This is a genomic window from Microbacterium sp. lyk4-40-TSB-66 (genome assembly GCF_030209475.1).
Taxonomy (GTDB): Bacteria; Actinomycetota; Actinomycetes; order Actinomycetales; family Microbacteriaceae; genus Microbacterium.
On record NZ_JARVRW010000013.1, the window covers coordinates 22,093 to 48,119 of the forward strand.

The window sequence follows — 26,027 nt, forward strand, 5'->3', positions numbered from 1 at the left end:
CCGGCGCCACGGTGGTGATCACGGTCCCCGCGCTGACGCTGCTCGGCGTCGACGAAGAACCCGCCACTCTCGAGGGCTACGGCCCGATCGACCTCGACACCGCGCGCCGTCTGGCCGGTGAAGCGAGTTCGTGGGTGCGCCTCCTGACACACCCGGTCACGGGCGCTCCGTTGATCCTCGACCGCAAGACGTACCGCGTGCCGGTCGCTCTCCGCCGGTGGCTCGGCGTCACTTCGCCCACGTGCGTGTTCCCAGGCTGCAATCGCGCCGCTCGCGAGTGCGACCTCGACCACCTCACCGCGTGGGCCGACGGGGGCACGACCGACACCGACAACCTCGCACCCGAATGTCGACATCACCATCGCCTGCGCCACGAGACCCGGTGGAATCCGTCGCACGATCCTGAGACGGGCGACCTCCGCTGGACCTCACCGCTCGGGACCACGTACGAGACCGACCCACCCCCGTTCTGACTCACCGCGCGCGGAGAGCGAGCACCCCCCTGCCGCACGTAGCCCGCCCGCCCTTCCTCACGCGGTGAAACCCGCCCAGCGAGGCCTCTGTCTTGCGCCACCCCGGGAACAAGAAAACCCCCCGTCCCGAAGGACGAGGGGTTCTCGAGCGGTTTCGTTGAAACTCAACGACCGCCGAAGTTCTTGAAGCGCTGGTTGAACTTCTCGACACGACCGGCCGAGTCCATGATGCGCTGCTTGCCCGTGTAGAACGGGTGCGAGGCGGACGAGATCTCCACGTCGATGACGGGGTACTCCACGCCGTCGAGCTCGATCGTCTTGTCGCTGGAGACGGTCGAACGGGTGAGGAAAGTGTCGCCCGAACCGAGGTCGCGGAACACGACGGCCTTGTACGTGGGGTGGATGTCAGTCTTCATGGAAGGTCCTTTGAGAAGTGGTGCCCTGGATTCTGCCAGGACGTCAAAGTCTGCGGCGCCGGAGGCACCAACGGAAGAGTCTACCAGGCGCCGACCCGAACGACGATCAGCCGCGACGCACGGCCCGCCGGCGCCAGATCTCCCGGCTCGACGCCAGACGACTCTCACCGCGTACCGCCCTGCCCCCACCGGCGCCACATCTGCCGACTCGACGCCAAACGGCCCTCACCGCGTACCGCCCTGCCCCCACCGGCGCCAGACGAACCGCCCGACGTCAGACGGCTCTCACCGCGTACCGCCCTGCCCCCACCGGCGCCAGACGCACCGCCCGACGTCAGACGGCTCTCACCGCGCATCGCCCTGCCCCACCGGCGCCAGACGCACCGCCCGAACGTCAAACGGCTCGTGCCGCGTACCGTCCGGCCTCATGGGTCAGGGCGATCTCCAGGCCGAAGGCCGCCGTCAGGTTCTCGGCGGTCAGCGCCTCTCCGAGGGGACCGGATGCCACGACCTCACCGTCGCGCAGCAACAGCACGTGCGTGAAACCGACCGGGATCTCCTCGACGTGGTGCGTCACCATCACCATCGCCGGCGTCGTGGGCGCTTGCGCGTAGCCGGACAGCAGGCCGAGGAGCTCTTCGCGCGCCCCGAGGTCGAGGCTGGCCGTGGGCTCGTCGAGCAGCAGGAGTTCGGGATCGGTCATCACCGCCCGTGCGATCTGCACGCGCTTCTGCTCGCCGTCGCTGAGCGTGCCGAACGTGCGATCGGCGAGGTGGTCGAGCTTCCACTCGGCGAGCACCCGCAGCGCGCGTCGCTCGTCGATGTCGTCGTAGTCCTCACGCCAGCGCCCGACGACCGAGAAGGCGGCGGTCAGCACGACGTCGAGCACCGTCTCCTCCGGCGGGACGCGACGGGCCATCGCCGACGAAGCGAAGCCGATCCGCGGACGCAGTTCGAACACATCGGTGCGTCCGAGCCGCTCACCGAGGATCGTCACCGCGCCCGACGTGGGGTGCAGTAGCGTGTCGGCGAGCTGCAGGACGGTGGTCTTGCCGGCGCCGTTCGGTCCGAGGACGACCCAGCGCTCGTCATCCGCGACCGTCCAATCGAGGTGGGACACGATGTCCCGACCGTTGCGGCGGACGACGACATCGGAGAACTCCAGCACCTGCGGCATACGGCTAGCCTAGCCGCGCGCGACCCCCGCCCCGGTGTGACGCGGCGGCTCTGGGGAGAGCCGATCGAGCCCGCCCCGCCCCGGTGGAAAGCTCGGGATCCGGTCGTCGCGACGCTACTTCGCCGCGACCTCCGCGTACAGGGCGGCGGTGGTCTCGGCGATCGCCGCCCAGCTGAAGTCGTCGATGGCCCGCTGACGGCCGGCCTGCCCGTAGGCGCGGGCCTTCTCGGCATCCGTCACCACCTCGGTGAGCACGCGAGCGAGATCTGCGACGAACCGCTCGGGATCGACGGGCGTTCCCGTGCCGTCCTGCACCTGCTCGATGGGCACGAGCCGGCCGGTGACGCCGTCGACGACGACCTCGGGGATGCCGCCGGTCGCCGTCCCCACGACGGCTGCGCCGCAGGCCATCGCCTCGAGGTTCACGATGCCGAGGGGCTCGTACACCGACGGGCAGACGAACGTCGTGGCCGCGGTGAGGATCGCGCACAGTTCGTTCCGCGGGAGCAGCCGGTCGATCCACACGACACCGTCACGCGTCGCCTGCAGCCCGCGCACGAGCTCCTGCACCTCTTCCATGATCTGCGGGGTGTCGGGTGCGCCCGCGCACAGGATCAGCTGGACGTCCTCCGGCAGGCGCTCGGCGGCGCGCAGCAGGTAGGGCAGACCTTTCTGACGCGTGATGCGCCCGACGAACACGACCGAGGGACGTGAGGGATCGATCCCCACCGACGCGAGGAAGTCGTCATCCGACACCGGATGCCACGACTCGGTGTCGATGCCGTTGTAGATGACGCGCACCTTTGCGGGGTCCAGTGACGGATAGCTGCGCAGGATGTCGTCGCGCATGCCCGAGCTCACCGCGACGACGGCGGCGGCGTTCTCGTAGGCGGTCTTCTCGATATAGCTCGACACCGCGTACCCGCCGCCGAGCTGCTCGGCCTTCCACGGCCGCAGCGGTTCGAGGCTGTGGGCGGTGACCACGTGCGGGATGCCGTGCAGGAGGGATGCCAGATGCCCGGCGAAGTTCGCGTACCAGGTGTGCGAGTGCACGACGTCGGCACCCGCGACGTCGGAGACGATCTCGAGATCGGTGCCGAGGGTCTGGATCGCGCCGTTCGCGGAGGCCAGTTCGGCCGGCACACCGTAGGCGGTGGTGTCGACCTCGTCGCGCGGAGCGCCGAAGGCGCGAACCTGCACCTCGGTGCCCTCGGAACGCAGCGCCTTCACCAGTTCTGTGGCGTGGACCCCGGCTCCCCCGTAGATCTCCGGCGGGTACTCCTTGGTCACGATGTCGACGCGCATGAGACGAACCGTAGTACAGGCCACGGCGCGCCGTACACGTGTACCTGCATCCCCCCGTGACCCCTAGTGTGGTGCCATGCCTGCAGCGCCGAAGGTCTTCGGAATCATCCTCGCCGGCGGCGAGGGAAAACGACTCATGCCCCTCACGGCCGACCGCGCGAAACCCGCCGTCCCGTTCGGCGGCCAGTATCGCCTGATCGACTTCGCGATCTCGAACCTGATCAACTCGGGCCTCAGACAGCTCGTCGTGCTGACGCAGTACAAGTCGCACAGCCTCGACCGCCACATCTCGCAGACCTGGCGCATGTCGCCGATGCTGGGCGCCTACGTCGCGTCGGTCCCCGCGCAGCAGCGCCTGGGCAAGCGGTGGTTCTCAGGTTCCGCCGACGCGATCCTGCAGTCGATGAACCTCATCCGAGACGAGAAGCCCGACATCGTCGCCGTCATCGGCGCCGACCACGTCTACCGCATGGACTTCAACCAGATGCTCGACGCGCACATCGCCTCCGATGCCCGCGCCACGATCGCCGGCATCCGTCAGCCCATCGGACTCGCGAACCAGTTCGGCGTCATCGACACCGACCCGACCGACCCGACGAAGATCCGCGAGTTCCTCGAGAAGCCGCAGAACCCCACCGGCCTGGTCGACGCCCCGCACGAAGTGCTCGCGTCGATGGGCAACTACATCTTCGACGCCGACGCCCTCGTCGAGGCCGTCACGCACGACGGTGAGCTCCCGACCTCGGCGCACGACATGGGCGGCGACATCGTCCCCTACTTCGTGAACCGCGGCGAAGCGGCCGTCTACGACTTCCAGCGCAACGACGTGCCGGGGTCCACGCCGCGCGACCGCTCGTACTGGCGTGACGTGGGCACGATCGAGTCGTTCTACGACGCCCACATGGATCTGATCTCCACGCTTCCGATCTTCAACCTCTACAACACCGACTGGCCGATCTACTCGCAGACCTTCAACGCGCCGCCGGCGAAGTTCGTGCGCGACTCGGTCGGACGCATCGGCAACGCGATCGACTCGATCGTCTCGCTCGGTTCGGTGCTGTCTGGCACGCATCTCGAGCGCAGTGTCGTCGGGCCGTGGGCCCTCGCCGGCGGCGGATCGACGATCACCGACTCCGTGCTCTTCGACAGCGTGCAGGTAGGCGCGGGCGCGCGCATCCACCGCGCCATCCTCGACAAGAACGTCGTGCTCGAGCCCGGCGCGACGATCGGCGTCGATCGCGATCGCGACCTCGCCCGCGGGTTCACCGTCACCGAGACGGGCATCACCGTCGTCGGCAAGGACGTGCACGTCCACGCGTGAGCTGACCCGGACCCCGGATACCGGGGACCCCGGATGCGGAAGGGGGCGGTGACCGCAATGGTCACCGCCCCTTCCGCATGCTGATCGGCGGTCGGCTCAGACGCCCACGCGCGCGAACGCGTCGCGGCTGATGCCCTTCTCGAGCACCGCCTTCGACCATTCGCGGGCACTGTGCAGGCTGTGGTCGCGGTAGTTGCCGCAGCTGTAGGCATCGGTGCCGGGCACGTCTTCCCACTGCACGTCTTCGGCGATCGCGCGCAGCGAGTCGGTGATCGCGTCGACGAGGGATGCCACGTCGGGCTCGCCCCACATGATCACGTGGAAGCCGGTGCGGCATCCGAACGGCGAGATGTCGATGAGTCCATCGATGCGGTCGCGCACGAGGCTCGCGAGGAGGTGCTCGATGGTGTGCAGGCCGGCGGTGGGGATCTCGCCCTCGTTCGGCTGCACGAGACGCAGATCGAAGTTCGAGATGACGTCTCCGCGCGGTCCCGTCTCGGAGCCGATCAGGCGCACGTACGGTGCCAGCACGGCGGTGTGGTCCAGGGTGAAGCTCTCGACGTCGGCCATGGGGGTCCCTTCTCGAAGGTCTGGGGTACCGGACGAGCCTACGCGCGCCCGCCGACATCGCGGTCCTCGAGTGACACGGCGCGACGCACGGCCGGGTCCACCGCGGGCAGGTCATCCCACGGCGCCCACCCTGCGCGAGTCGCGCACCCACCTCGGGCGGGTCCCCGCGCGACGCCCACCGCGGGCGGGTGTCCGCCCGCCGACGGGATCGGCGCGCGACTTCGCGACCCGCTAGGGTCGAGCGCGTGCCTGCGCCCGCCCGCTTCCTCGTCGTGCTCGACGCCGACTCCACCCTGATCCGCAACGAGGTCATCGAGCTCCTCGCCGACGAAGCCGGCCGCGGCGCCGAGGTCGCCGCCGCCACCGAAGCCGCCATGCGCGGCGAGGTCGACTTCGCGACCAGTCTGCGTTCGCGCGTGCGGGCGCTGACGGGCGTGTCCACCGAGGCCTTCGCCCGCGCGATCGCCCGCATCGAACCCACCCCGGGTGTGCGCGAGCTCATCGCCGCGGTGCACGAGCGCGGCGGAGCCGTCGGCGTGGTCTCGGGCGGCTTCCACGAGGTGCTCGACACCGTCGCCCCCGATCTCGGCGTCGACGTCTGGCGCGCGAACCGGCTCGCGACCTCCGAGGGAGCCCTCACCGGCGAGGTCGACGGGGGGATCGTGGATGCCACGGTCAAGGCCGAGACGCTGCAGGACTGGGCCGCCGACCACGGCGTTCCCCTCGCCCTGACCTTCGCGATCGGCGACGGCGCGAACGACCTCGAGATGATGGCGGTGGCGGGGCTGGGACTGGCGTTCAACGCGAAACCGGCCGTGCGCGAGAGCGCCGACCTCGTCATCGACGCCGTCGACCTGGCCGAGGTCATCGTGCTGCTGCCCCGCTGACCCGTCGCACGGACTCTCGAAAGGTCGCCGCGACCGTCAGTGTCATCCGGCTCGACACCGGACACGGTCTTTCCGGGCACGGTATCAAGGACGCAGTGCCGCGTGCGCCGGGTCCCGCAGCGGTCCCTCTTCCCGATGTCGGAACCCCGTCCTACGCTCCCAGCATGGACATCCTCCTCGTACCCGGACTCTGGCTCACCGCGTCGTCGTGGGACGACGTCGTCCCCGCTCTCGAGCAGGCGGGGCACCGACCGCATCCGTTGACCATGCCCGGCCCCGCGGTCGGCGACCTGGTCATCGACGACTGGGTCGATGCCGTCGTCTCCGAGATCGACCGTCTCGATCAGCCCGTCGTTCTCGTCGGGCATTCCGGCGGGGGGAACGTCGTGTGGGGTGCCGCCGACCGGCGCCCCGAGCGCGTCGCACGCGTCATCCTGGTCGACACCATCGCGCCGCATCCCGGGGCGATGATCTCCGAGTTCCCCGTCGACGACGGCGTGGTGCACTTCCCGGGCTGGGACTTCTTCGATCACGACGACGTCGCCGACATCGACGACGAGACGCGTCGCCGCACCGCCCAGCAGGTGGTCGACGTTCCCGGGCGGGTACCGACCTCCCCGGTCACGCTCGGCGACGACCGTCGACTCTCCGTGCCCGTGACGATCCTGTCCGGTCAGCTCGACGCCGAATCCCTGCCCCACGTGCTCGCCGACTGGGGCGCCTTCGCCGAGGAGTTCGGTCGCATCGACGACGTCGAGGTCGTGCACCTCGGTTCGGGCCACTGGCCGCAGTTCTCGCAACCTGCCGAGTTCGCGAAAAAACTGGTGGCGGCGGTGCGGTAGGACGACCACCGGCGCCCATCGGCGTCGTCGTGTCACGGCGCGGCCGCGGCCGCGTCCGTTGGGCGACGACCATCGGCGTTCCGCCGGCGGACCGGCCGCCGTGACCGCCGTCGACCCTCAGCCGGCGGATCGGGTGAATGGAGGACGTGAGCGCCGATCGGGCGCACCGGTCGCGTGACCGCCCTCCGCCAACTCCGACCCCTGCCCTACGGCCACGAGGCCCCGGAAGCGTCGGAAGCGTCGGAAGCGTCGGAAGCGTCGGGAGCGTCGGGAGCGTCGGAAGCGTCGGTCAGTGACCCATCCCGAGTCCGCCGTCGACGGGGATGACGGCGCCCGAGATGTACGCGGCATCGTCGCCGGCCAGCCAGGTCACGACACCCGCGACCTCATCGGGAGAAGCGAAACGACCGGCGGGGATGTTCCTCTTGTACTCCGCCTGGGTGTCAGCGGGCAGTTCGGCGGTCATCTCGGTCTCGATGAACCCGGGCGCGACGACGTTCGCGGTGATGCCGCGCGCGCCGAGCTCGCGCGTCAGCGAGCGCGCGAAGCCCACGAGAGCGCTCTTGGAGGCGGCGTAGTTGATCTGTCCCGCCGAGCCGTACAGACCGACCACGCTGGAGATGAGGATGACACGACCCCAGCGCGCCTTCAGCATCCCCTTCGACGCACGCTTGACCACGCGGAACGCCCCGCCGAGATTGGTGTTGACGACACTGTCGAAGTCGTCTTCGCTCATGCGCAGCAGCAGGGTGTCCTTGGTCACACCGGCGTTCGCGACGACGACCGCGATCGGACCCAGTTCCGCTTCGACCCGCGAGAACGCGGCATCCACGGCGGCCGCGTCGGTCACATCGGCACGAACGGTGAGAGTCCCCTCGGGGCCCTCGCCCGACCGCGCGGTGACGGCGACCTTCCACCCCTCGGCGACGAACCGCTCGGCGATGGCACGACCGATGCCCCGGTTTCCTCCGGTGACGACGACGACGCGGTCCTGGGACATGGTGACACTCCTGTGCTGCGGGGACGTAACCGGCCCAGCCTAGCGAGCGACGCCCGGGGCCGACGGCGACCGGCATACGCATCATCGCGCGCGTCCCGGGGTTTGACACGGGTCGAGCGGCGCTGGAACGCTGGAACACAGCGCGACGAAAGGCATCCCGTGAGCGACGACCGCACCAACGACCCCTCCCCGTACGGACACACGCCCGACGCGACCGGCGCCGACGCGACCGGTCCAGACGCACCGTCCCGTCCGACGGGCGACGGTTTCCCCCCGGCGCCCCCGTACGACGCTCCCCCGGTGCCCGGAAGCGGCACTCCCTCGACGGGGAACGACGCCCCGCCGGCACCGCCCTACGGCGCACCCGCCTACCCGGCGCCCGCCTACGGACAGTCCGCACCCGGGGCTCCCGCATACGGTCAGCAGACCTATGGACAGCAGGACACCGGACAGCAGGTGTACGGACAGCAGCCCTACGGACAGCAGCCCTACGGTGCACCCGCCTACGGCTACAGCGCCGCCCCGCGCGTCAACCCGTTGGCCGTCGTCGCGCTGGTGTCGTCGCTCGTGGGACTCTTCGTCATCCCGGTCATCGGCCAGATCGTCGGCATCATCACCGGACACATCTCGCTGAAGCAGCTCAAGACGACGGGCGAGCGCGGACGCGGCATGGCCCTGTCGGGCGTGCTCATCGGTTACATCAGTCTCGGGCTCGGCATCCTCGCCATCGTCCTGCTGGTCGTCATCCTCGGCGTCGCCGGCGGGAGCGACGTGCGATACAGCTCCTGAGCGATCGCTCGAGTCGCTGCGGGTGTCGTCCTCTGGGGCGGCACCCGCAGTCGTCTCCCCGAGGCTTGTCATGACGTCGAGACGACGTCCGCGAGAACGCGCCGACCCCCTCGCCCACGGGCGTACCCTGAGACCACTGTGAAGACAAACCGCGCCCAGTCTGCGACGTCGCTCCCCAAGGCTCCCCGGGAGGACGCTGACGGTCGTTTCGCCCGGTACATGCTGATGATGGGCATCCGCATCGGATGCTTCCTCGCGATGGCGCTCATCACCCCCTACGGCTGGTACACCTTCGTCTTCGCCGCGGGCGCGATCTTCCTGCCCTACGTCGCCGTGATCCTCGCGAACGTGGGCCAGGACGCCCCCGAGACCACCGCGATCAATCCCGAGCGCGCGATCGAGGCTCCGCGCCCCGCGCCGGCCGCCGCAGCGGCCGATCCCGATGCGCCTCTCGTCATCCGTATCGCCGAGACTCCGCGCCTCGACCCGCCGCGCGACGACCGGTCGTGACCGACGCGCCACAGGCGTCGTCCGCACGGCCGGCATCCGTCGAGCAGACGGCGGTCGCACCACCGCCGGCGTCGCCCGCATCCGGGGCGTCGGTGAGGCCGTCCGCCCCCGCCGAGCAGACCGAGTGCTCACGAGCGGGATGCCGCGACGACGCGATCTGGGCCCTCCGCTGGCGCAATCCTCGGATCCACGCGCCCGAACGCCGGAAGACGTGGGTCGCGTGCGACGAGCACGTCGTCTATCTCCGCGAGTTCCTGAGCGCGCGGGACTTCCCCGTCGAGGTCAGCGCTCTCGCGGCGCCGCACGGGTGAGTTCACGAGCAGGCGTGAGTTCACGAAAAGGCGTGAGTTCACGAAAAGGCGTGAGTTCCCGAACAGGCGATCCCGAGCGCGCCGCGGCCCCGCCCGCGGGCCGTCGCCCCCGCGGCACGGATTGCGTGAGCACACGCACAGCCCGACCGACGTACCCTGGAAGCGTGGCCAGGGAGGATGACGTGAGCGGTTACGCAGCGCCTGCCGTCGAAGGGCGCGCATGAGCGCGCGCGAGACCCCCGCCGCCGCCCGGTGGGCGATGTACGTCGGCGTCGCGATCCTCTTCGCGATCGCGTGCGCGTTCCTGTCGAACTGGCAGTTCTCGCGCAACGCCGAGCGCACCGAGCAGCTGCAGCTCGTCGAGAACAACTACGACGCGGCACCCGTCGCGTTGGAGCAGCTGCTCGCCCCCGGAGCCGAGCTGGACCCCGCCGACGAATGGCGACCGGTCACGCTCGAGGGCCGCTACCTCCCCGACGATCAGCTCCTCGTGCGCAATCGCGCGCACGGGGGGTCCGCCGCTTATGAGCAGCTCGTGCCGTTCCGCCTCGACGACGGCCGCGTCGTCCTCGTCGATCGAGGATGGTTGCCGCCGGGCAACAGCCAGTCGGCGCCCGACGAGATCCCCGCTCCGCCGACGGGCGAGGTGACCGTCGAGGTGCGCCTGCGCCCCGGCGAGGCGGCCCCCACCTCGGGACGATCGGCCGAGCCGGGCCAGGTGCCCACGATCAACCTCGGGCTGGTCGCCGAACAGACCGGGCCGCTCGAAGAGGGCGCCTACGGACTGCTGATGTCGGAGACCCCCGCCCCCGCGACGGCTCCGTTCACGATCGACCCGCCGAGCAACGATCCGGGTCCGTACCTGTCGTACGCGATCCAGTGGATCCTCTTCGCGGTGATGGGTTTCGCCTTCATCGGCTACGTCATCGTCAACGAGCGCAGACTCCGTCGCGAAGACGCCGAAGACGACTCCGTCCCGGTTCCCGCTGCCGAGACCGCGCCGAAAGAAGCCCGTCGCGTCGACCCGGTCGCTCTCCACCGCTCGCGGAAGCGTCCGCGCGACCGCGACGCCGACGACGAAGACGCGCTGCTCGACGCCCGGTGATCCCGCGGGATGCCGGCCTGCCGGCATCCCTGCTCGTGTGTCGCCTCCGGCGGATGATGGCGGGGCGCCGGGTGATCAGGCCGGAGTGATCACGCGCGAGCGATCAGGCGCAGGTGATCAGCCGCGGGCGATCAGGCGAGCGTGATCAGGTCGGCGTAGTCGCGGCCCCAGATGTCTTCGACACCGTCGGGGAGGATCAGCACCCGCTCGGGGTTGAGCGCCTCGACGGCACCCTCGTCGTGCGAGACGAGCACGACCGCGCCCTCGTAATGCGCGAGCGCGCCGAGGATCTCCTCACGAGAAGCGGGGTCGAGGTTGTTCGTCGGTTCGTCGAGCAGCAGCATGTTCGCCGACGACACCACGAGCGTCGCGAGCGACAGACGCGTCTTCTCACCGCCCGAGAGGACCCCCGCGGGCTTGAGCACGTCGTCGCCCACGAACAGGAACGATCCCAGCACCTTGCGGGCCTCGGTCGCGGTGATGTGCGGCGCGGCCGACATCATGTTGTCGAGCACGGACCGCGAGACGTCGAGGTTCTCGTGCTCCTGCGCGTAGTAACCGATCTTGAGACCGTGACCGGGTTCGAGCTGGCCGGTGTCGGGCTGGTCGACGCCCGCGAGGATGCGCAGCAGCGTCGTCTTGCCGGCGCCGTTGAGACCCAGGATGACGACGCGCGACCCACGGTCGATGGCGAGGTCGACGTCGGTGAAGATCTCCAGCGATCCGTACGACTTCGACAGACCCGACGCCATGAGCGGGGTCTTGCCGCAGGGCGCGGGCTTGGGGAAGCGCAGCTTCGCGACCCGCTCGTCCTGACGCACCTCGTCGAGGCCGGAGAGCATCTTCTCGGCGCGCGCGACCATCTGGTGGGCGGCGGCGGCCTTCGACGCCTTCGCGCCGAAGCGCGCTGCCTGCAGTTGCAGCGCCGTGGCCTTCTTCTCGACGTTGACGCGCTCCTTCTTGCGGCGCTCCTCGTCGGCCACCCGCTGGCGCAGGTAGTTCTTCCAGTTCATGTTGTAGATGTCGATGACCTGACGGTTGGCGTCGAGGTAGAACACCCGGTTGACCGTCTCGCCGACGAGCTCGACGTCGTGGGAGATGACGATGAGGCCGCCCTTGTAGCCCTTGAGGAACTCGCGCAGCCACACGACGCTGTCGGCGTCGAGGTGGTTGGTCGGCTCGTCGAGGATCATCGTGCGGGCATCCGAGAAGAGGATGCGCGCGAGCTCGATGCGACGACGCTGACCGCCCGACAGGGTCTTCAGCTGCTGATCGAGGATGCGGTCGGGGAGCGAGAGGTTGTGGGCGATGGATGCCGCCTCGGCCTCGGCCGCGTACCCGCCCGCCGCTTCGAACCGCTCGGTGAGGTTGGCGTACTTCTTCATCGCCTTCGCGGCGACCGCGGCGTCGTGGTCGGCCATGGCCAGGGACGCCTCGTGCATGCCGAGGGCGAGCGAACCCAGACCGCGGGCGTCGAGGATGCGCGTGCGCGCCAGCATCTCGGGGTCGCCCGAGCGGGGGTCCTGGGGCAGATAGCCGAGCTCGCCCGAGCGGTCGACGCCGCCGTTCGAAGGCAGCAGGTCACCCGCGAGCACCTTCGTGAGCGTCGTCTTCCCGGCACCGTTGCGCCCGACGAGGCCGATCTTGTCGCCGTCGGAGACGCGGAACGCCACATCGGACATGAGCACGCGGGCGCCCACGCGGATCTCGAGGTCGTGCACGGCGAGCACAGCGAACGTCCGTTCTTCGGGGTCGGGGAATGGCCAGAGGATGGCCAGCCACCCAGTATAAGTCGCCTTCCCTAACGTTCCCCGACAGTGAGTCTCGAGCGGCCCGGATGCCGTGTGCCCGGACGGTCGCCGAACGTCCGCCCCGGATAGCTCGGTGTCGAGACGTTCGGCCCCGGTCTCGGCATCCGGGTTTGCGTTCTCACCCGATCACTGACCTAAGCTAAGCCTGTCCTTACTTGAATCACAGGAGGCTCTCTGTGTCCCGATTCCGCGCCCTGGCGGCCCTCGCCGTCGGCTCCGCCCTCGTCCTCACCGGCTGCGCCGGTACCTCCGCATCGCCGGAAGGAGAGGCGGCGCAGGGCTCCGACGGCGTCTTCCCCGTCACCGTCGACAGCGCCCTCGGCCAGGCCGTGATCGAGAAGAAGCCCGAACGCGTCGCGACCGTCGCGTGGTCCAACCAGGAGGTCCCGCTCGCGCTCGGCATCGTGCCCGTGGGCATGGCGAAGGCCACGTGGGGCGACGACGACGGCGACGGCATCCTCCCCTGGGTCGAAGACAAGCTGACCGAGCTCGGCGGCGAGACCCCTGCGCTCTTCGACGAGACCGACGGCATCGACTTCGAGGCCGTGGCCGACACGCAGCCCGATGTGATCCTCGCCGCCTACTCGGGTCTGACGCAGGAGGACTACGACACCCTGTCGAAGATCGCGCCCGTCGTCGCCTACCCCGACGCCGCCTGGGGTACCACCCTCGATCAGATGATCCAGCTCAATTCGAAGGCCCTCGGCCTCGAGACCGAGGGCGACGCCCTCATCGAGCAGATCAAGACCGAGGCCGCGGACGCCTACGCCGCGCACCCCGCCCTCGCGGACGCCGCGCCCCTGTTCGCATTCACCGACCCCACCGATCTCAGCACCATCACGTACTACACCTCGCACGATCCGCGCGCGGGCTTCCTGCACGAGCTGGGCATGCCCGAGCCCGAGCAGGTGACGAAGACCTCGGCCGAGGTCGACGCCTTCTACAGCGACATCAGCTCCGAGAACGCCGACGTCTTCAGCGACGTGGGCCTGTGGATCACCTACGGCAACACCGACGGCTCGACCGTCGCACAGCTGCAGGCCGACCCGCTGCTGTCGAAGATCCCCGCCATCGCTGCGGGCCGCATCGCCGTCCTCGAAGACGGCACGCCGCTCGCGGCCTCGGCGAACCCCTCGCCGTTGTCGGTCGGCTGGGGCTTCGGCCAGTACCTCGACCTGCTGACCACCGCCGTCAGCTGATCCCCCTCACCGGACCGCGCCCCTCATGACCACCCGCTCCCCCGTCGTCGACGTGCTCCCGGATGCCGCCTCCCTGCGGCGTCCGGCGAGTCGCCGCCTGCTGTGGTTGCTGGTGCTCACGGGGGGCGTGGTGGTGGTGTCGGCGGCATCCATCGCCTTCGGCACCCGCGACGTCTCGCTGACCGAGATCGCCTCCGCCTTCACGGGCGGCGGCGGGGTCGGCGAGGCCGCGGTGATCACCCGCGTGCCCCGCACCGTCCTCGGACTCCTCGTCGGCGCCGCCCTCGCGATGGCGGGTCTGACCATGCAGGCCGTCACCCGCAATCCGCTCGCCGATCCGGGCATCCTGGGCGTCTCCGCGGGCGCATCGCTCGCCGTGGTCACCGGCATCGCGTTCTTCGGGCTCTCCAGCTCGTCCGGGTACATGGGCTTCGCGATCGTCGGCGCCGCCGCAGCGGCCGTCTTCGTCTACACCGTGGGCTCGCTCGGTCGCGGCGGCGCGACCCCGCTCAAACTCGCCCTCGCGGGCGCGGCGACCACGGCGGCCTTCGGGTCGCTGTCGAGTGCGATCCTGCTCCCCCGCGTGGACCTGCTCGAGGTGTTCCGGTTCTGGCAGATCGGGGGGATCGGCGGCGCGACGTGGGACCGCGTGCAGGTGGTCCTGCCGGTCCTCGCGATCGGCGCCCTCGTCTGCATCCTCTGCTCCCGCGGCATGAACTCCCTCGCGCTCGGCGACGACGTCGCCACGGGTCTCGGCGAGCACGTCGGCCGCACGCGCCTCGTCGCCTCCGCCGGAGCGGTCGTGCTCGTGGGCGCCGCCACCGCCGTCGCCGGTCCCATCGCGTTCGTCGGCCTCGTCGTCCCCCACGTCTGCCGCATGCTCATCGGCACCGATCACCGCTGGCTCGTCCCCTTCTCGGCCCTCGGCGGGGCCATCCTCCTCGTCGGCGCCGACGTCGTGGGCCGCCTCGTCGCGCGCCCGACCGAGGTCGAGGTCGGCATCCTCACGGCTCTGATCGGTGCCCCCTTCTTCATCTGGATCGTCCGTCGGCAGAAGGTGCGCGAACTGTGAGCGCCCAGACCCTCTCGCCCCGGGGCGATGCCGCCACGGCATCCGTCCCCGACGTGGCCGCGCTCATCCGGGGTCGCCGTGACCGTGCCCGCCGTCGCACCCTCGTCGCAGTCGTCCTCTTGATCGCCGTCCTCGTCGTGTACGTCGTCACCCTGATGGTCGGCAACACCTTCTACACCCCCGACCAGGTCGTCCGCGTGCTCCTCGGGCAGACGGTGCCCGGCGCCTCCTTCACGATCGGCGAGCTCCGCCTCCCGCGCGCCAGCCTCGGGCTCCTCTCGGGCCTCGCCTTCGGGATGGCGGGCGTGACGTTCCAGACGATGTTGCGGAACCCCCTCGCCTCCCCCGACATCATCGGCATCTCCTCGGGCGCGAGCGCCTTCGCCGTCGTCGCGATCATCGGCTTCTCCCTCTCGGATGCCGCCGTCTCCGCCTTCGCGTTGGTGGGCGCCCTCGCCACGGCAGGGGCCATCTACTTCCTCTCACGCCGCGGAGCCTTCACCGGCACCCGGCTCGTACTCATCGGCATCGGCGTGGCGGCGATGCTCGACAGCGTCACGACGTGGGTGCTGACCCGCGCGGCGAACTGGGATCTGCAGACGGCGATGCAGTGGCTCACCGGCAGCCTCAACAACGCCTCGTGGGAGCGCCTGCTGCCGCTGGCCGTCACCGTCGCGGTCGTCCTGCCGCTCATGGTCGCGAACACGCGCGGACTCGCCGTCCTGCGCCTCGGCGACGACTCGGCCGCCGGTCTCGGCGTGCGGGTCGAGCGCACCCGCCTGCTGCTCATCGTCGGCGCCGTCGTGATGCTGGCCGTCGCCACCGCGGCGAGCGGCCCCATCGCGTTCGTGGCGTTCATGGCCGGCCCGATCGCCGCCCGACTCGTCGGTCCGGGTGGCTCGCTCCTGGTGCCCGCCGGACTCGTCGGCGCCCTCCTGGTGATGCTCAGCGACCTGCTCGGTCAGTTCGCCTTCGACAACCGCTATCCCGTCGGCGTCATCACCGGGGTGCTCGGCGCGCCCTACCTCATCTACCTGCTCATCAGGACCAACCGTTCCGGAGGCTCACTGTGACCGCCCCTGTGACCTCCCACCCCGAGGGAGCCCTCTCGTGACCGCGAACCGCACGCTCACCGCGGAGGGACTCACCCTCGCCTACGGCGACCGCGTGATCGTCGACGACCTCGACATCAGCTTCCCCGCCGGTCGCATCACCGCCATCGTCGGCGCCAACGGCTGCGGCAAGTCGACGCTCCTCCGCGCGCTCGCGCGCCTGCTTCCCCCTAAAGCCGGGCGGGTCGTGCTCGACGGTAAGGCGCTGCACGAACGGCCCTCCAAAGAAGTGGCGCGCATCCTCGGTCTGCTCCCGCAGAGCCCGATCGCGCCCGAGGGCATCGCCGTCGCCGACCTGGTGGGCCGCGGGCGCCACCCGCACCAGCGCGCGCTCGCCCGCTGGAGCGCCCGCGACTACGAGGTCGTCGCCGAGGCCCTCGCCGCGACCGGTATCAGCGACCTCGCCGACCGCTCGATCGACGAGCTGTCCGGTGGCCAGCGTCAGCGCGTGTGGATCGCCATGGCACTGGCGCAGGAGACCGACATCCTGCTGCTCGACGAGCCGACGACCTTCCTCGACGTCGCGCACCAGGTCGAGGTGCTCGACCTGCTCACCGACCTCAACCGCGACCGCGGCACCACCACGGTGATGGTCCTGCACGACATGAACATGGCCGCTCGCTACGCCGATCACCTCATCGCGCTGCGCGAGGGTCACGTGGTCGCCGCCGGAGATCCCACCTCCGTCATGACCTCCGACCTCATCCGCGAGGTGTTCGGTCTCGACGCCCTCGTCGTCCCCGACCCCGTCTCGGGCACCCCGCTCGTCCTCCCCCGCGGTCGCCACCACGCGAGCCCGCGCGTGTCCGCCCCCGACACCGTTCAGGAGCCCCTCGATGTCCTCCCCTCGTGAGACCTCCCGGTTCTTCCGCGTCCGCGTCGCCCGCATCACCGACCTCACGCCCAGTTTCCGTCGCTTCACCTTCGTCGGCGACGACCTCCACGAATACGGCGATCCCGGCTTCGACCAGCGCATCAAGGTCGTCTTCCCCACCGACACGCTGAGCCTGGATGCCATGCCGACCGGCGCGGACTGGTGGACCGCCTGGCGTGAGCTCCCCGACGAGCAGCGCCTCCCCTTCCGCACGTACACGACCCGCGCCGTGCGACGTGCCGATCGCGAGATCGATATCGACATGGTCGCCCATGAAGTGCTGGGACCCGCCTCGGCGTGGATCGAGAACGCCCGCGTCGGCGATGAGGTGCTCGTGTTCGCCCCCACGGTGGCGCTCACCGACGTGAGCTTCGGCGTCGACTTCGTCCCTCCCGCAGAGACCGGCGATTACCTGCTGGCCGGAGACGAGACAGCGGCGCCGGCCATCGCCGTCATCCTGGAGCAGTTGCCCGCGGATGCCACGGGTACGGTCGTGCTCGAGGTACCCACCCCCGAGGACTGCGCCTACCTCCCCCGGCATCCGGGCTTCTCGTTCCTGGTGGCGGCTCGCGCGGGCCGCGATCGTCACGCGCACCTGGTCTCCGCCACGCGCGACGCCGCCTTCGCGCTCACCCCCGATGGGCACGGCGACGAGGTCGAGGAGATCGACATCGACGAGGGGATGCTCTGGGAGGTCCCCCGCACCGCCAAGGGCGGGGCCGCGCTGAAGAAGGCTCCGCTGTACGCCTGGCTCGCGGGCGAGGCCTCGGCGATCAAGACCCTGCGCCGTCACCTCGTGACCGAGCGCGGGGTCGACCGGCGGGCGGTGGCCTTCATGGGTTACTGGCGCACCGGTCGCGCGGAGTGCTGACGACCTGATGCCGTTCCGGGCGCAGGTTGCGCGCGGGCGCGGGCGCGGAACAGACTCCGGATGCCACGCACCGGGGTCACGTCCGCCACGCGCCCCGGACCGGGGGCTTAAGGTGGGCCACGTGTCCGACAGCCCACCGTGGGCGATGTCGTCACACGAGGGAGCACTCATGCGAATCAGCGCACGCAATCGGTTGAAGGGCACCATCGTCGAGGTGACGAAAGGCGCGACCACCGCGCACGTCCGCATCGATGTCGGCGGCTCCATCGTGACGTCGTCGATCACCAACGACGCCGTCGACGAGCTCGGGCTGGCCGCCGGCGTCGAAGCGTACGCCGTGGTGAAGGCGTCCGACGTCATGGTCGCCGTCGACGACTGAGCGCTTCTCCCGGAGGCGCTCAGCGGCCGTGGACGGGAGTGCCGGCATCAACCGGGATCCGGGTCGCCCTCGGGGCATCGACCGAGATCCGGGTCGCCCTCGGGGCATCGACCGAGATCCGGATCACCCTCGGGGCACCAAGTGCCCGATGCGCTCGATCGCGTCGCGCAGCACCTCGGGCGCGCAGCCGACGTTGATGCGCACGTGCCCCACGCCCTCTTCGCCGAAGAGCGGGCCGTGGTGCAGCGCAACCTTCGCCTCGCGCCGGATCAACGGCGCGGGATTCTCGCCCCACCCGTAGGCCGAGACGTCCACCCAGGCGAGGAAGCCGGCGTCGGGGATGCGGTAGCGCGCGAGGGGGAGGTGCTCGGCGAGCAGGTCGGCCAGCAGGCGACGGTTCTGATCGAGGGCGGCCAGCAGCCCCTCGAGCCACTCGTCGCTGTCGGCCGAGAACGCGGCGCGGTTGGCGATGACGCCGAACAGTCCTGCGCGCCACTCCACCTCCCACGGCAGCGCACGCACGACCGCCGCGGTCTCGTCGGCGCCCGTCACGATGACCGCGCACTTGAGCCCGGCGAGGTTGTACGTCTTGCTCGCGCTCGTCACCGTGTACCCGACCGCGGCGGCCTCGAACGCGGCATCCAGGAACGGGGTGAACACGGCGGGGGCGTGCGTGAGCGGAGCGTGGATCTCGTCACTGACGACGGTCGCTCCGAACCGATGCGCCAACCGCGCCAGGGCAGCGAGCGACTCCCGCGTGTGGACGGTGCCGGTGGGGTTGTGCGGGTTGCACAGCAGTACCGAGCGGGCGCCGGCGGCGAGGGCCCGCTCGATGCCGTCGAGGTCGAGTCTCCAGCCGCGGCCGTCGTCGACGAGCGGAACGCGCTCCACCACCGCACCCGCCTCCTCGACCGTGTCGTAGAACGGCGGGTACACCGGCGGGGTGACGACCACCCGGTCACCGGGCGAGGTGACGGCACGAAGCACCTCGACGACGCCCATCATCACGTCCCCCGTCCAGCGGATGCGCGACGGATCCGGGCGCCAGCCCCAGTGGCGGTCGGCGAAGTCCGCGAAGTCGAGGTCGATACCCGGCCGCGGCGGCGTGTACCCGGTGTCGCCGATCTCGACGGCGCGGTGCAGGGCGGCGGTGATGCCGGGAGCCAAGGCGAAGTCGGTCTCGGCGACGAACATGGGGATCACATCGTCACCGTACGAGCGCCACTTCGTGCTCGTTCGCTGACGGAGGAGGGCGAGCGGCAGGGCCTGGAGGGGAGGAACGCTCATGTCGTGAGCCTAATGAGCGCCCCGGATGCCGGGGAATCGACGCGTCAGACGGCGACACACGAGCACGGCACCGCCGCCTGGAACACGCGAGAACGCCCGCCCCCGGAGGGACGGGCGTTCGCGAGGCCGAGGACGCGGGTCAGGGCGACCCGCGGGGCTCGGCGCGACCGGTCAGATCGCGAACCCGAGGGCTCGCATCATGTCACGGCCGTCGTCGGTGATGCGCTCGGGGCCCCACGGCGGCATCCACACCCAATTGATGCGGAAGCGGTCCACGACGTTGTCGAGGGCCTGAGCGGTCTGCTCTTCGAGCACGTCGGTCAGCGGGCAGCCGGCCGAGGTCAGTGTCATGTGGATGACGAGCGCGTCGTTCTCGTCATCCCACGCCAGGTCGTAGATGAGTCCCAGATCGACGACGTTGATCCCCAGTTCGGGGTCCATCACGTCTTTCAGGGCCTCGGTGACCTCGTCGTACTTCTCGGGCGCGAGGGTTGCGGTCATGTAACGATCTTACGCGTCGACCGGCGTACCGGCCTCGAGGAAACGGTCGTAACCCTCTTCTTCGAGACGGTCGGCGAGCTCGGGGCCGCCTTCTTCGACGATCCGGCCCTTGACGACCACGTGGACGAAGTCGGGGCGGATGTAGCGGAGGATGCGCGTGTAGTGCGTGATGAGCAGCACACCGAGGTCGGTCTGCTCCTTGGCGCGGTTCACGCCCTCCGAGACGATCTTGAGCGCGTCGACGTCGAGACCGGAGTCGGTTTCGTCGAGCACGGCGATCTTCGGCTTGAGCAGCTCGAGCTGAAGGATCTCGTGACGCTTCTTCTCGCCGCCGGAGAAACCCTCGTTCACGTTGCGGGCGGCGAACGTCGAGTCCATGCGCAGGTTCGACATGGCGCCCTTGACGTCCTTCGTCCAGCTGCGGATGGCCGGAGCCTCGCCGTCGATGGCCGTCTTGGCGGTGCGGAGGAAGTTGGTGACCGTGACACCGGGGATCTCGACCGGGTACTGCATCGCCAGGAAGAGACCGGCGCGAGCGCGCTCGTCGACGGTCATCTCGAGCACGTCTTCACCGTCGAGCGTGATGGAACCGCTGGTGACCGTGTACTTGGGGTGACCGGCGATCGTGTACGCCAGGGTCGACTTGCCGGAGCCGTTGGGGCCCATGATGGCGTGGGTCTCACCGGTGCGCAGCGTCAGCGTCACGCCGTTGAGGATCGGGGTCGTACCGTTCTCCGTCTCGACCGTCACGTGGAGGTCGCGGATCTCGAGGACAGACATGGGGTTCCTTACGTAAGTCTGGGGTCGTGGGCGCGGCTCAGGCCGTCGCCTTGGTGACGGACGGATCGATGAGCACGTCGTCTCCGTCGATCACGACCTCGTACACGGGCACCGGCTCGAAAGCCGGCAGATTGAGAGGGCGTCCCGTCTTCAGCGAGAAGGCCGAGCCGTGGGCCCAGCACTCCAGCGTCTCGCCCTCGACGAAGCCGTCCGACAGCGAGATGTCGCCGTGGGTGCAGACGTCGCCGATCGCGTGCACGTCGCCGTTGCCGTCGAGCACCACGGCGATGGCGACACCGCCGATCTCGACGCGGTGCGCTTCGTCTTGCACGAGGTCGCTCAGCGCGCAGGCGCGGGCAGCGCTCACGCGTCAGCCCCCTGAGCCAGCTCGCGCTCGATCGCCTCGGTCAGCTCGGTCTCGAGCTCGGGGATGCCGATGCGCTGGACGATCTCGCTGAGGAAGCCGAGGACGACGAGTCGTCGCGCCTCGTCTTCCGCGATGCCGCGGGCCTGCAGGTAGAACAACTGCTCGTCGTCGAAGCGCCCCGTGGCGCTGGCGTGGCCCGCGCCCCGGATGTCGCCCGTCTCGATCTCGAGGTTCGGGATCGAGTCGGCGCGCGCACCGTCGGTGAGCACCAGGTTGCGGTTCGCCTCGTACGAGTCGGTGCCCGTGGCATCCGGTCCGATGAGCACGTCGCCGATCCACACGCTGCGGGCGCTCGCGCCCTGGAGCGCACCCTTGTAGAGCACGTCTCCGACCGTGTGCGGACCCTTGTGGTGCAGGTAGACCTGCGACTCGAGGTGCTGGCCGGCGTCGGCGAACGACAGACCGTAGAGACGGCCCTCGGCGCCCGCGCCCGACAGCTCGACCGACGGATTCACGCGCACGACACCACCGCCGAAGCTCACCACGACGTGGGTCAGCTTCGCGTCGCGGTCGACGCGCGCCTGGTGCGCCGAGGCGTGAATCGCGTCGTCGTCCCACTTCTGCACCGATACGACCGTCAGGTCTGCTCCGTCGCGCACGATGATCTCGACGTTCTGGGCGTGCTGGGCGGTGCCCTCGTGCCGCAGCACGACGGTGCCGCGGGAATTCGGCTGCGCCTCGATGACGACGTGGGCGTGCGCCAGCCCGCCGGTGCCGGTCAGCCGCACCACCACGGGCTCGTCGAGCTCGACGTTCGCCGGGATCCGCAACAGCGGCGCCTCGGACTCGTGGGTCCAGGCGAGGGCCGCGATGACGTCTTCGGGACGGAAGTGTTCGCCGCGCGGCGCGTCACCTGCCGCGAGACGCAACTGCTCCACGGCATCCGGCGCCTGCACGTCGACGGTGATGACGCCGGTCGGGCCGGACTCGTCGACGAACAGCGGAGCCAGGCGCGCGATCGGGCTGAGCTTCCAGTTGACCTCGCGCCCTGTGGGGGTCCCGAAGTCGGCCGGGTCGAACGAGGTCAGACGCTCCGAGCGCGTCTGCACCGGAACGACGGATGCCACGAGGGCTGCCGGGTCGATGTGACCCTCGGCGGCTGCGGGAGTTTCGGTCGCAGTCGTCATTTAGCCTACGGATCCTTCCATGCCCATTTCGATGAGCTTGTTGAGTTCGAGCGCGTACTCCATCGGGAGCTCACGCGCGATGGGCTCGATGAACCCGCGGACGATCATGGCCATGGCCTCGTCTTCGGGGAGGCCGCGCGACTGCAGGTAGAACAGCTGCTCCTCGCTGACCTTCGAGACCGTGGCCTCGTGGCCGAGCTGCACGTCGTCGACACGGATGTCGATCGCGGGGTACGTGTCGCTGCGCGAGATGGTGTCGACCAGCAGCGCGTCGCAGCGCACCGTGTTGGCGGAATGGTGCGCGTTGGCATCCACCCGCACCTCGCCGCGGTACCCGGCACGACCGCCGCCGCGGGCGATCGACTTCGACACGATCGACGACTGCGTGTACGGCGCCATGTGGATCATCTTCGCGCCGGCGTCCTGGTGCTGACCGGGACCGGCGAAGGCCACCGAGAGGGTCTCGCCCTTGGCGTGCTCGCCCATCAGGTAGATGGAGGGGTACTTCATCGTCACCTTGGAGCCGATGTTGCCGTCGACCCATTCCATGGTCGCGCCCTCGTGGGCGACGGCACGCTTGGTGACGAGGTTGTACACGTTGTTCGACCAGTTCTGGATCGTCGTGTAGCGAACGCGCGCGTTCTTCTTCACGATGATCTCGACCACGGCCGAGTGCAGCGAGTCGCTCTTGTAGATCGGCGCGGTGCAGCCTTCGATGTAGTGCACGTAGCTGTCTTCGTCGGCGATGATCAGGGTCCGCTCGAACTGGCCCATGTTCTCGGTGTTGATGCGGAAGTACGCCTGCAGCGGGATCTCGACGTGCACGCCCTTGGGGACGTAGACGAACGAACCGCCCGACCACACCGCCGTGTTCAGGGCCGCGAACTTGTTGTCACCCGCGGGGATGACGGTGCCGAAGTACTCCTCGAAGAACTCCGGGTGCTCGCGCAGAGCGGTGTCGGTGTCCATGAAGATGACACCCTGCTGCTCGAGGTCTTCGCGGATCTGGTGGTAGACCACCTCGGACTCGTACTGCGCGGCGACGCCGGCGACGAGGCGCTGACGCTCCGCCTCGGGGATGCCGAGCTTCTCGTAGGTGTTGCGGATCTCTTCCGGGAGGTCTTCCCAGGACTGGGCCTGCTTCTCGGTCGAACGCACGAAGTATTTGATGTTGTCGAAGTCGATCTCGCTGAGATCGGCACCCCAGGTGGGCATGGGCTTGCGGCCGAAGAGCTGGTAGCCCTTGAGGCGCGTCTTCAGCATCCACTCCGGCTCGGACTTCAGGGAAGAGATGCCGCGAACGACGTCCTCGTTGATCCCGCGCTGCGCGAGCGCACCTGCGGCATCGGTGTCGTGCCAGCCGAACTCGTATTGCCCCAGGCTTTCGAGCTCGGGTCGGTCGATGAGTACATCGGACATGGTGATCACTCTCCTTCTCGGGCCTCAACGGTGTCATCCGCCCCGACATTCCGGACTCCGGTCGAAGTCCCAGGAATGTCGCTGGTGGGCCCGTTCGAAGGCGCTGGCGGCGCGCCTAGACTGTCAGTGGTGCGGATCGCGCGAGCGACGCACCCGGACCCTTCGATTCTACAGGCACCCGCTCCCGGTACGGCAGCACCGCTCCCCCGCACACCGGGACCGCCGGGGCCGCCTCGACGCCAGGAAGCCGCACGCATGCCCTCCGCTTCGTCCCCCACGTCACCGACCCGCGTTCCCGAGCCTCTGCGACGTCTCGTCGCCTGGTTGCCCGTCGACGTCGACCGGCGGGTGCGGGTGTTCGCGTGGCTGTCCTTCGTGGCGGAGGTGCTGATCATCGGCACCGGCGGCGCCGTCCGGCTCACCGGGTCGGGGCTCGGCTGCCCGACGTGGCCGCGCTGCACGCCCGACTCCCTGATCAACACGCCCGAGATGGGCATCCACGGGGTCATCGAGTTCGGCAATCGCACGCTGACCGGGCTCGTCGGCATCCTGGCCATCGCCGTCGTGGTGCTCGTGTGGCGCATGCGTCACGAGCGCCGGGTGCTCTTCGTCCTCTCGCTCGTCGTGCTGGTGGGCATCGTCGCGCAGGCTGTCGTCGGCGGCATCACGGTGCTGACGGGCCTGAATCCCTTCATCGTCGGCTTCCACTACGTCGCGTCGATCTCGCTCGTCGCCGTGTGCGCGGCCTTCCTGGTGCGGATGTACCAGCCCGCGGGCGCCCGCGCCCTCGCCGCCCCGCGCTGGTTCGCGGGACTCGTGCACGCCACCACCGCGGTCCTCGCCCTGACCATCGTCTTCGGCGTGCTCACCACGGGTGCCGGCCCCCACTCGGGTGACGAGGCCTCCGTCCGCAACGGCTTCGACGCCCAGGTACTCGAGCACGTGCACGCCTGGCCCGGCTACGCGCTGTTCGTCCTCACCCTCGTGGTCGTGGTGATCGCGTGGAGGCTCCGCCTCCCGGTGCGTCGCTGGGCGACCGCCCTGCTGGCGGTCGAGCTCGTGCAGATCGCCGTCGGCCTCTACCAGGCGCGCAACGGGCTGCCCGAACTCGCCGTCGGCACCCACATGGTGCTGGCCGCGCTGGCCGCGGCGACCATGACCGTCGTCGTGCTGCGCCTGAAGCACCCGGTCGTCGCCGACGAGCCGATCGCGCGTCGCGAGACCGCGTCCGCGCGCCGCTGACACCCGACGCCGCTGCGGTCGGAGCGCGACGGCGCTCTTATACGCTCATGGGGCATTCATCGGCGACCCCTAACGTCGACACCGCCGAGTGGGACAGTGTTGTTCCCCGGGTGCCCCGCGCCCGTGATCCATCCGATGCCACCGCGTCGGATGACGCTTTCCGACTCCCCCGGGCCGGAACGACAAGGAGTTCTCCCATGCACACTCGTCCCCGTCTGCTGACCAGCATCCCCTTCTGGGTGCTCGTCGTCGGATCCCTGGCCGCCATCATCGGCGGACTCGCGATCGTCCTGAACGGGATCACCGCGATGGAGGAGGTCCTCAACGACCCCAACGCCACCGTCGTGCAGGTCTACGTCGGTCAGTCGTGGGTCGTCGTCGGCGCCGCGGTCCTCGGTGCCGGTGCCGTGGGCATCGTCGCCGTGCTCGCGCTCGGTGCGGCCTCCGCCCTGACCCGCCGCCCCGATGTGGCGGTCGAGAGCATCGACTGGTCCAGCGACGACGAGACGGTCGCCGAGCCCGCCGTCGCCGCATACGCGCCCGCCGCAGCCGCCGCCCCCATCGCGGTGGAGGACGCCGACGTCGAGACGCCGTCGACCGCGACCGCTCCCGCACGCGCCACCGCCGAGGCCGGACACGACGCCCCGAAGCTCGACGCCGGAGCCCGCCACGACGAGCCCCGACTCGACGCCGGAGACGACGCCACGCGCCGCTGATCCCGCTCGAACGAACGCGCCCGCTCCCTTCCGGGGGTGGGCGCGTTCGCGTCTGCGGATCTCCCGCCTCGACTCCGCCCGCCGGCCCGCCGGCCCGCCGGCTCGCCTGCCCGCCCACCGGCCCGCCTGCCCGCCCGCCGGCCCGCCCGCCGGCCCGCCCGCCGGCCCGCCTGCCCGCCCGCCGGCCCGCCGGAGGAGATTCCCCGAGCGGAGGACGGATGCCGCTGCGGCGATCCTCCCCCCGCGGAATCCCCTCCGCTCCGTGGGCATCCGCCGCAGAATTCCCGGCACTCGATCGAACACCGTCGCACTCGCGCCACCCGGCCACCGGAGGAGATCCCTCGAGCGGAGGACGGATGCCGCGGCAGCGATCCTCCCCCTACGGGATCTCCTCCGCTCGGCCGGCATCCCCTCTGCGCCCGCGTCGACCCGGTGACGCAGGCGAACGGCATCCGGAGTCGTCGACGTATCCACGCCGCCAGCACCACTCGAAACGACGAAGCG

28 protein-coding genes are annotated in these 26,027 nt (G+C 70.0%); 16 read left to right on the forward strand and 12 right to left on the reverse strand.

Translation table 11 applies throughout. The features are described 5' to 3' along the window. Positions 1 to 11 precede the first annotated feature (11 nt). The gene (locus QRO03_RS14990; protein WP_285138294.1) at positions 12 to 473 is read left to right on the forward strand and encodes an HNH endonuclease signature motif containing protein; all 462 of its coding nucleotides are present in this window, start codon (positions 12 to 14) and stop codon (positions 471 to 473) included. Between the two features lie 164 nt (positions 474 to 637). Here the strand turns inward: QRO03_RS14990 and QRO03_RS14995 are convergent, their stop codons facing one another. The 3 genes from QRO03_RS14995 to glgA form a co-directional block, all read right to left on the reverse strand. Further along, a complete protein-coding gene (locus tag QRO03_RS14995) occupies positions 638 to 889 on the reverse strand; it encodes a type B 50S ribosomal protein L31 (protein ID WP_013586710.1) in 252 nt (83 codons plus the stop codon). 394 nt (positions 890 to 1,283) lie between these two features. After that, positions 1,284 to 2,066, reverse strand: coding sequence for an ABC transporter ATP-binding protein (locus QRO03_RS15000; RefSeq protein WP_285138295.1), 783 nt, complete (start codon positions 2,064 to 2,066; stop codon positions 1,284 to 1,286). A gap of 114 nt (positions 2,067 to 2,180) precedes the next feature. Next, entirely contained in the window at positions 2,181 to 3,371 is a 1,191-nt protein-coding gene (glgA, locus tag QRO03_RS15005) for a glycogen synthase (RefSeq protein WP_285138296.1), read from the reverse strand. Positions 3,372 to 3,447: 76 nt separating this feature from the next. Between glgA and glgC the strand changes: the two genes are divergently transcribed. After that, positions 3,448 to 4,692 carry a glucose-1-phosphate adenylyltransferase gene (gene glgC / locus QRO03_RS15010; RefSeq protein ID WP_285138297.1) on the forward strand — a complete coding sequence of 415 codons (1,245 nt, stop codon included), beginning with the start codon at positions 3,448 to 3,450 and terminating at the stop codon, positions 4,690 to 4,692. Between the two features lie 96 nt (positions 4,693 to 4,788). Here the strand turns inward: glgC and QRO03_RS15015 are convergent, their stop codons facing one another. Beyond that, positions 4,789 to 5,262: an S-ribosylhomocysteine lyase gene (locus tag QRO03_RS15015; protein WP_285138298.1), complete on the reverse strand. Its 474-nt coding sequence runs from the start codon at positions 5,260 to 5,262 to the stop codon at positions 4,789 to 4,791. Between the two features lie 245 nt (positions 5,263 to 5,507). Between QRO03_RS15015 and serB the strand changes: the two genes are divergently transcribed. Together serB and QRO03_RS15025 are read left to right on the forward strand one after the other, a co-directional pair. Continuing rightward, positions 5,508 to 6,149 (forward strand): phosphoserine phosphatase SerB, encoded by a 642-nt coding sequence (gene serB, locus QRO03_RS15020; RefSeq protein WP_285138299.1) that lies wholly within the window; start codon positions 5,508 to 5,510, stop codon positions 6,147 to 6,149. A gap of 164 nt (positions 6,150 to 6,313) precedes the next feature. Next, a complete protein-coding gene (locus tag QRO03_RS15025) occupies positions 6,314 to 6,991 on the forward strand; it encodes an alpha/beta fold hydrolase (RefSeq protein WP_285138300.1) in 678 nt (225 codons plus the stop codon). 289 nt (positions 6,992 to 7,280) lie between these two features. Here the strand turns inward: QRO03_RS15025 and fabG are convergent, their stop codons facing one another. Continuing rightward, entirely contained in the window at positions 7,281 to 7,991 is a 711-nt protein-coding gene (gene fabG / locus QRO03_RS15030; protein WP_285138301.1) for a 3-oxoacyl-ACP reductase FabG, read from the reverse strand. Positions 7,992 to 8,150: 159 nt separating this feature from the next. On the opposite strand from fabG, the gene QRO03_RS15035 reads away from it, so the two are divergent. The 4 genes from QRO03_RS15035 to QRO03_RS15050 all read left to right on the forward strand — a co-directional run bounded on the left by QRO03_RS15035 (position 8,151) and on the right by QRO03_RS15050 (position 10,706). After that, positions 8,151 to 8,780: a DUF4190 domain-containing protein gene (locus QRO03_RS15035; protein WP_285138302.1), complete on the forward strand. Its 630-nt coding sequence runs from the start codon at positions 8,151 to 8,153 to the stop codon at positions 8,778 to 8,780. A 138-nt stretch (positions 8,781 to 8,918) separates the two neighbouring features. Then, a complete protein-coding gene (locus QRO03_RS15040) occupies positions 8,919 to 9,290 on the forward strand; it encodes a DUF3099 domain-containing protein (RefSeq protein WP_285138303.1) in 372 nt (123 codons plus the stop codon). 92 nt (positions 9,291 to 9,382) lie between these two features. Further along, entirely contained in the window at positions 9,383 to 9,601 is a 219-nt protein-coding gene (locus QRO03_RS15045) for a hypothetical protein (protein ID WP_285138344.1), read from the forward strand. 220 nt (positions 9,602 to 9,821) lie between these two features. After that, positions 9,822 to 10,706: an SURF1 family cytochrome oxidase biogenesis protein gene (locus QRO03_RS15050; protein WP_285138304.1), complete on the forward strand. Its 885-nt coding sequence runs from the start codon at positions 9,822 to 9,824 to the stop codon at positions 10,704 to 10,706. A gap of 131 nt (positions 10,707 to 10,837) precedes the next feature. On the opposite strand, the gene QRO03_RS15055 is transcribed toward QRO03_RS15050, so the two are convergent. Next, complete coding sequence (locus QRO03_RS15055; RefSeq protein ID WP_285138305.1) at positions 10,838 to 12,436, reverse strand: ABC-F family ATP-binding cassette domain-containing protein; 1,599 nt, start codon at positions 12,434 to 12,436, stop codon at positions 10,838 to 10,840. 257 nt (positions 12,437 to 12,693) lie between these two features. Between QRO03_RS15055 and QRO03_RS15060 the strand changes: the two genes are divergently transcribed. From QRO03_RS15060 to QRO03_RS15085, 6 genes are all read left to right on the forward strand, one after another. Then, on the forward strand, positions 12,694 to 13,716 hold the full coding sequence (locus QRO03_RS15060; protein ID WP_285138306.1) for an ABC transporter substrate-binding protein: 1,023 nt from the start codon (positions 12,694 to 12,696) through the stop codon (positions 13,714 to 13,716). Between the two features lie 25 nt (positions 13,717 to 13,741). Beyond that, complete coding sequence (locus QRO03_RS15065) at positions 13,742 to 14,788, forward strand: FecCD family ABC transporter permease (protein WP_285138307.1); 1,047 nt, start codon at positions 13,742 to 13,744, stop codon at positions 14,786 to 14,788. Beyond that, entirely contained in the window at positions 14,785 to 15,861 is a 1,077-nt protein-coding gene (locus QRO03_RS15070; protein ID WP_285138308.1) for a FecCD family ABC transporter permease, read from the forward strand. The genes QRO03_RS15065 and QRO03_RS15070 overlap by 4 nt, the downstream gene beginning before the upstream one ends. A gap of 37 nt (positions 15,862 to 15,898) precedes the next feature. Next, entirely contained in the window at positions 15,899 to 16,753 is an 855-nt protein-coding gene (locus tag QRO03_RS15075) for an ABC transporter ATP-binding protein (RefSeq protein ID WP_285138309.1), read from the forward strand. Continuing rightward, positions 16,737 to 17,645, forward strand: coding sequence for a siderophore-interacting protein (locus QRO03_RS15080; protein WP_285138310.1), 909 nt, complete (start codon positions 16,737 to 16,739; stop codon positions 17,643 to 17,645). The genes QRO03_RS15075 and QRO03_RS15080 overlap by 17 nt, the downstream gene beginning before the upstream one ends. 169 nt (positions 17,646 to 17,814) lie before the next feature. Then, a complete protein-coding gene (locus tag QRO03_RS15085) occupies positions 17,815 to 18,024 on the forward strand; it encodes a TOBE domain-containing protein (protein ID WP_285138311.1) in 210 nt (69 codons plus the stop codon). A 123-nt stretch (positions 18,025 to 18,147) separates the two neighbouring features. On the opposite strand, the gene QRO03_RS15090 is transcribed toward QRO03_RS15085, so the two are convergent. From QRO03_RS15090 to sufB, 6 genes are all read right to left on the reverse strand, one after another. Continuing rightward, positions 18,148 to 19,311, reverse strand: coding sequence for a MalY/PatB family protein (locus QRO03_RS15090; protein WP_285138312.1), 1,164 nt, complete (start codon positions 19,309 to 19,311; stop codon positions 18,148 to 18,150). A 171-nt stretch (positions 19,312 to 19,482) separates the two neighbouring features. Continuing rightward, on the reverse strand, positions 19,483 to 19,812 hold the full coding sequence (locus QRO03_RS15095; protein WP_013586729.1) for a metal-sulfur cluster assembly factor: 330 nt from the start codon (positions 19,810 to 19,812) through the stop codon (positions 19,483 to 19,485). A 9-nt stretch (positions 19,813 to 19,821) separates the two neighbouring features. Continuing rightward, positions 19,822 to 20,592 carry a Fe-S cluster assembly ATPase SufC gene (sufC, locus tag QRO03_RS15100; RefSeq protein WP_285138313.1) on the reverse strand — a complete coding sequence of 257 codons (771 nt, stop codon included), beginning with the start codon at positions 20,590 to 20,592 and terminating at the stop codon, positions 19,822 to 19,824. Positions 20,593 to 20,629: 37 nt separating this feature from the next. After that, the gene (locus tag QRO03_RS15105) at positions 20,630 to 20,959 is read right to left on the reverse strand and encodes a non-heme iron oxygenase ferredoxin subunit (protein ID WP_183419491.1); all 330 of its coding nucleotides are present in this window, start codon (positions 20,957 to 20,959) and stop codon (positions 20,630 to 20,632) included. Continuing rightward, positions 20,956 to 22,146 carry a Fe-S cluster assembly protein SufD gene (gene sufD, locus QRO03_RS15110; RefSeq protein WP_285138314.1) on the reverse strand — a complete coding sequence of 397 codons (1,191 nt, stop codon included), beginning with the start codon at positions 22,144 to 22,146 and terminating at the stop codon, positions 20,956 to 20,958. Before sufD ends, QRO03_RS15105 begins: the two co-directional genes overlap by 4 nt. Further along, complete coding sequence (gene sufB, locus QRO03_RS15115; RefSeq protein WP_285138315.1) at positions 22,147 to 23,565, reverse strand: Fe-S cluster assembly protein SufB; 1,419 nt, start codon at positions 23,563 to 23,565, stop codon at positions 22,147 to 22,149. Positions 23,566 to 23,820: 255 nt separating this feature from the next. Between sufB and QRO03_RS15120 the strand changes: the two genes are divergently transcribed. Then, positions 23,821 to 24,807 (forward strand): COX15/CtaA family protein, encoded by a 987-nt coding sequence (locus QRO03_RS15120; protein WP_285138316.1) that lies wholly within the window; start codon positions 23,821 to 23,823, stop codon positions 24,805 to 24,807. Positions 24,808 to 25,004: 197 nt separating this feature from the next. Continuing rightward, positions 25,005 to 25,523 carry a dinucleotide-utilizing enzyme gene (locus QRO03_RS15125; RefSeq protein ID WP_285138317.1) on the forward strand — a complete coding sequence of 173 codons (519 nt, stop codon included), beginning with the start codon at positions 25,005 to 25,007 and terminating at the stop codon, positions 25,521 to 25,523. Positions 25,524 to 26,027 lie beyond the last annotated feature (504 nt).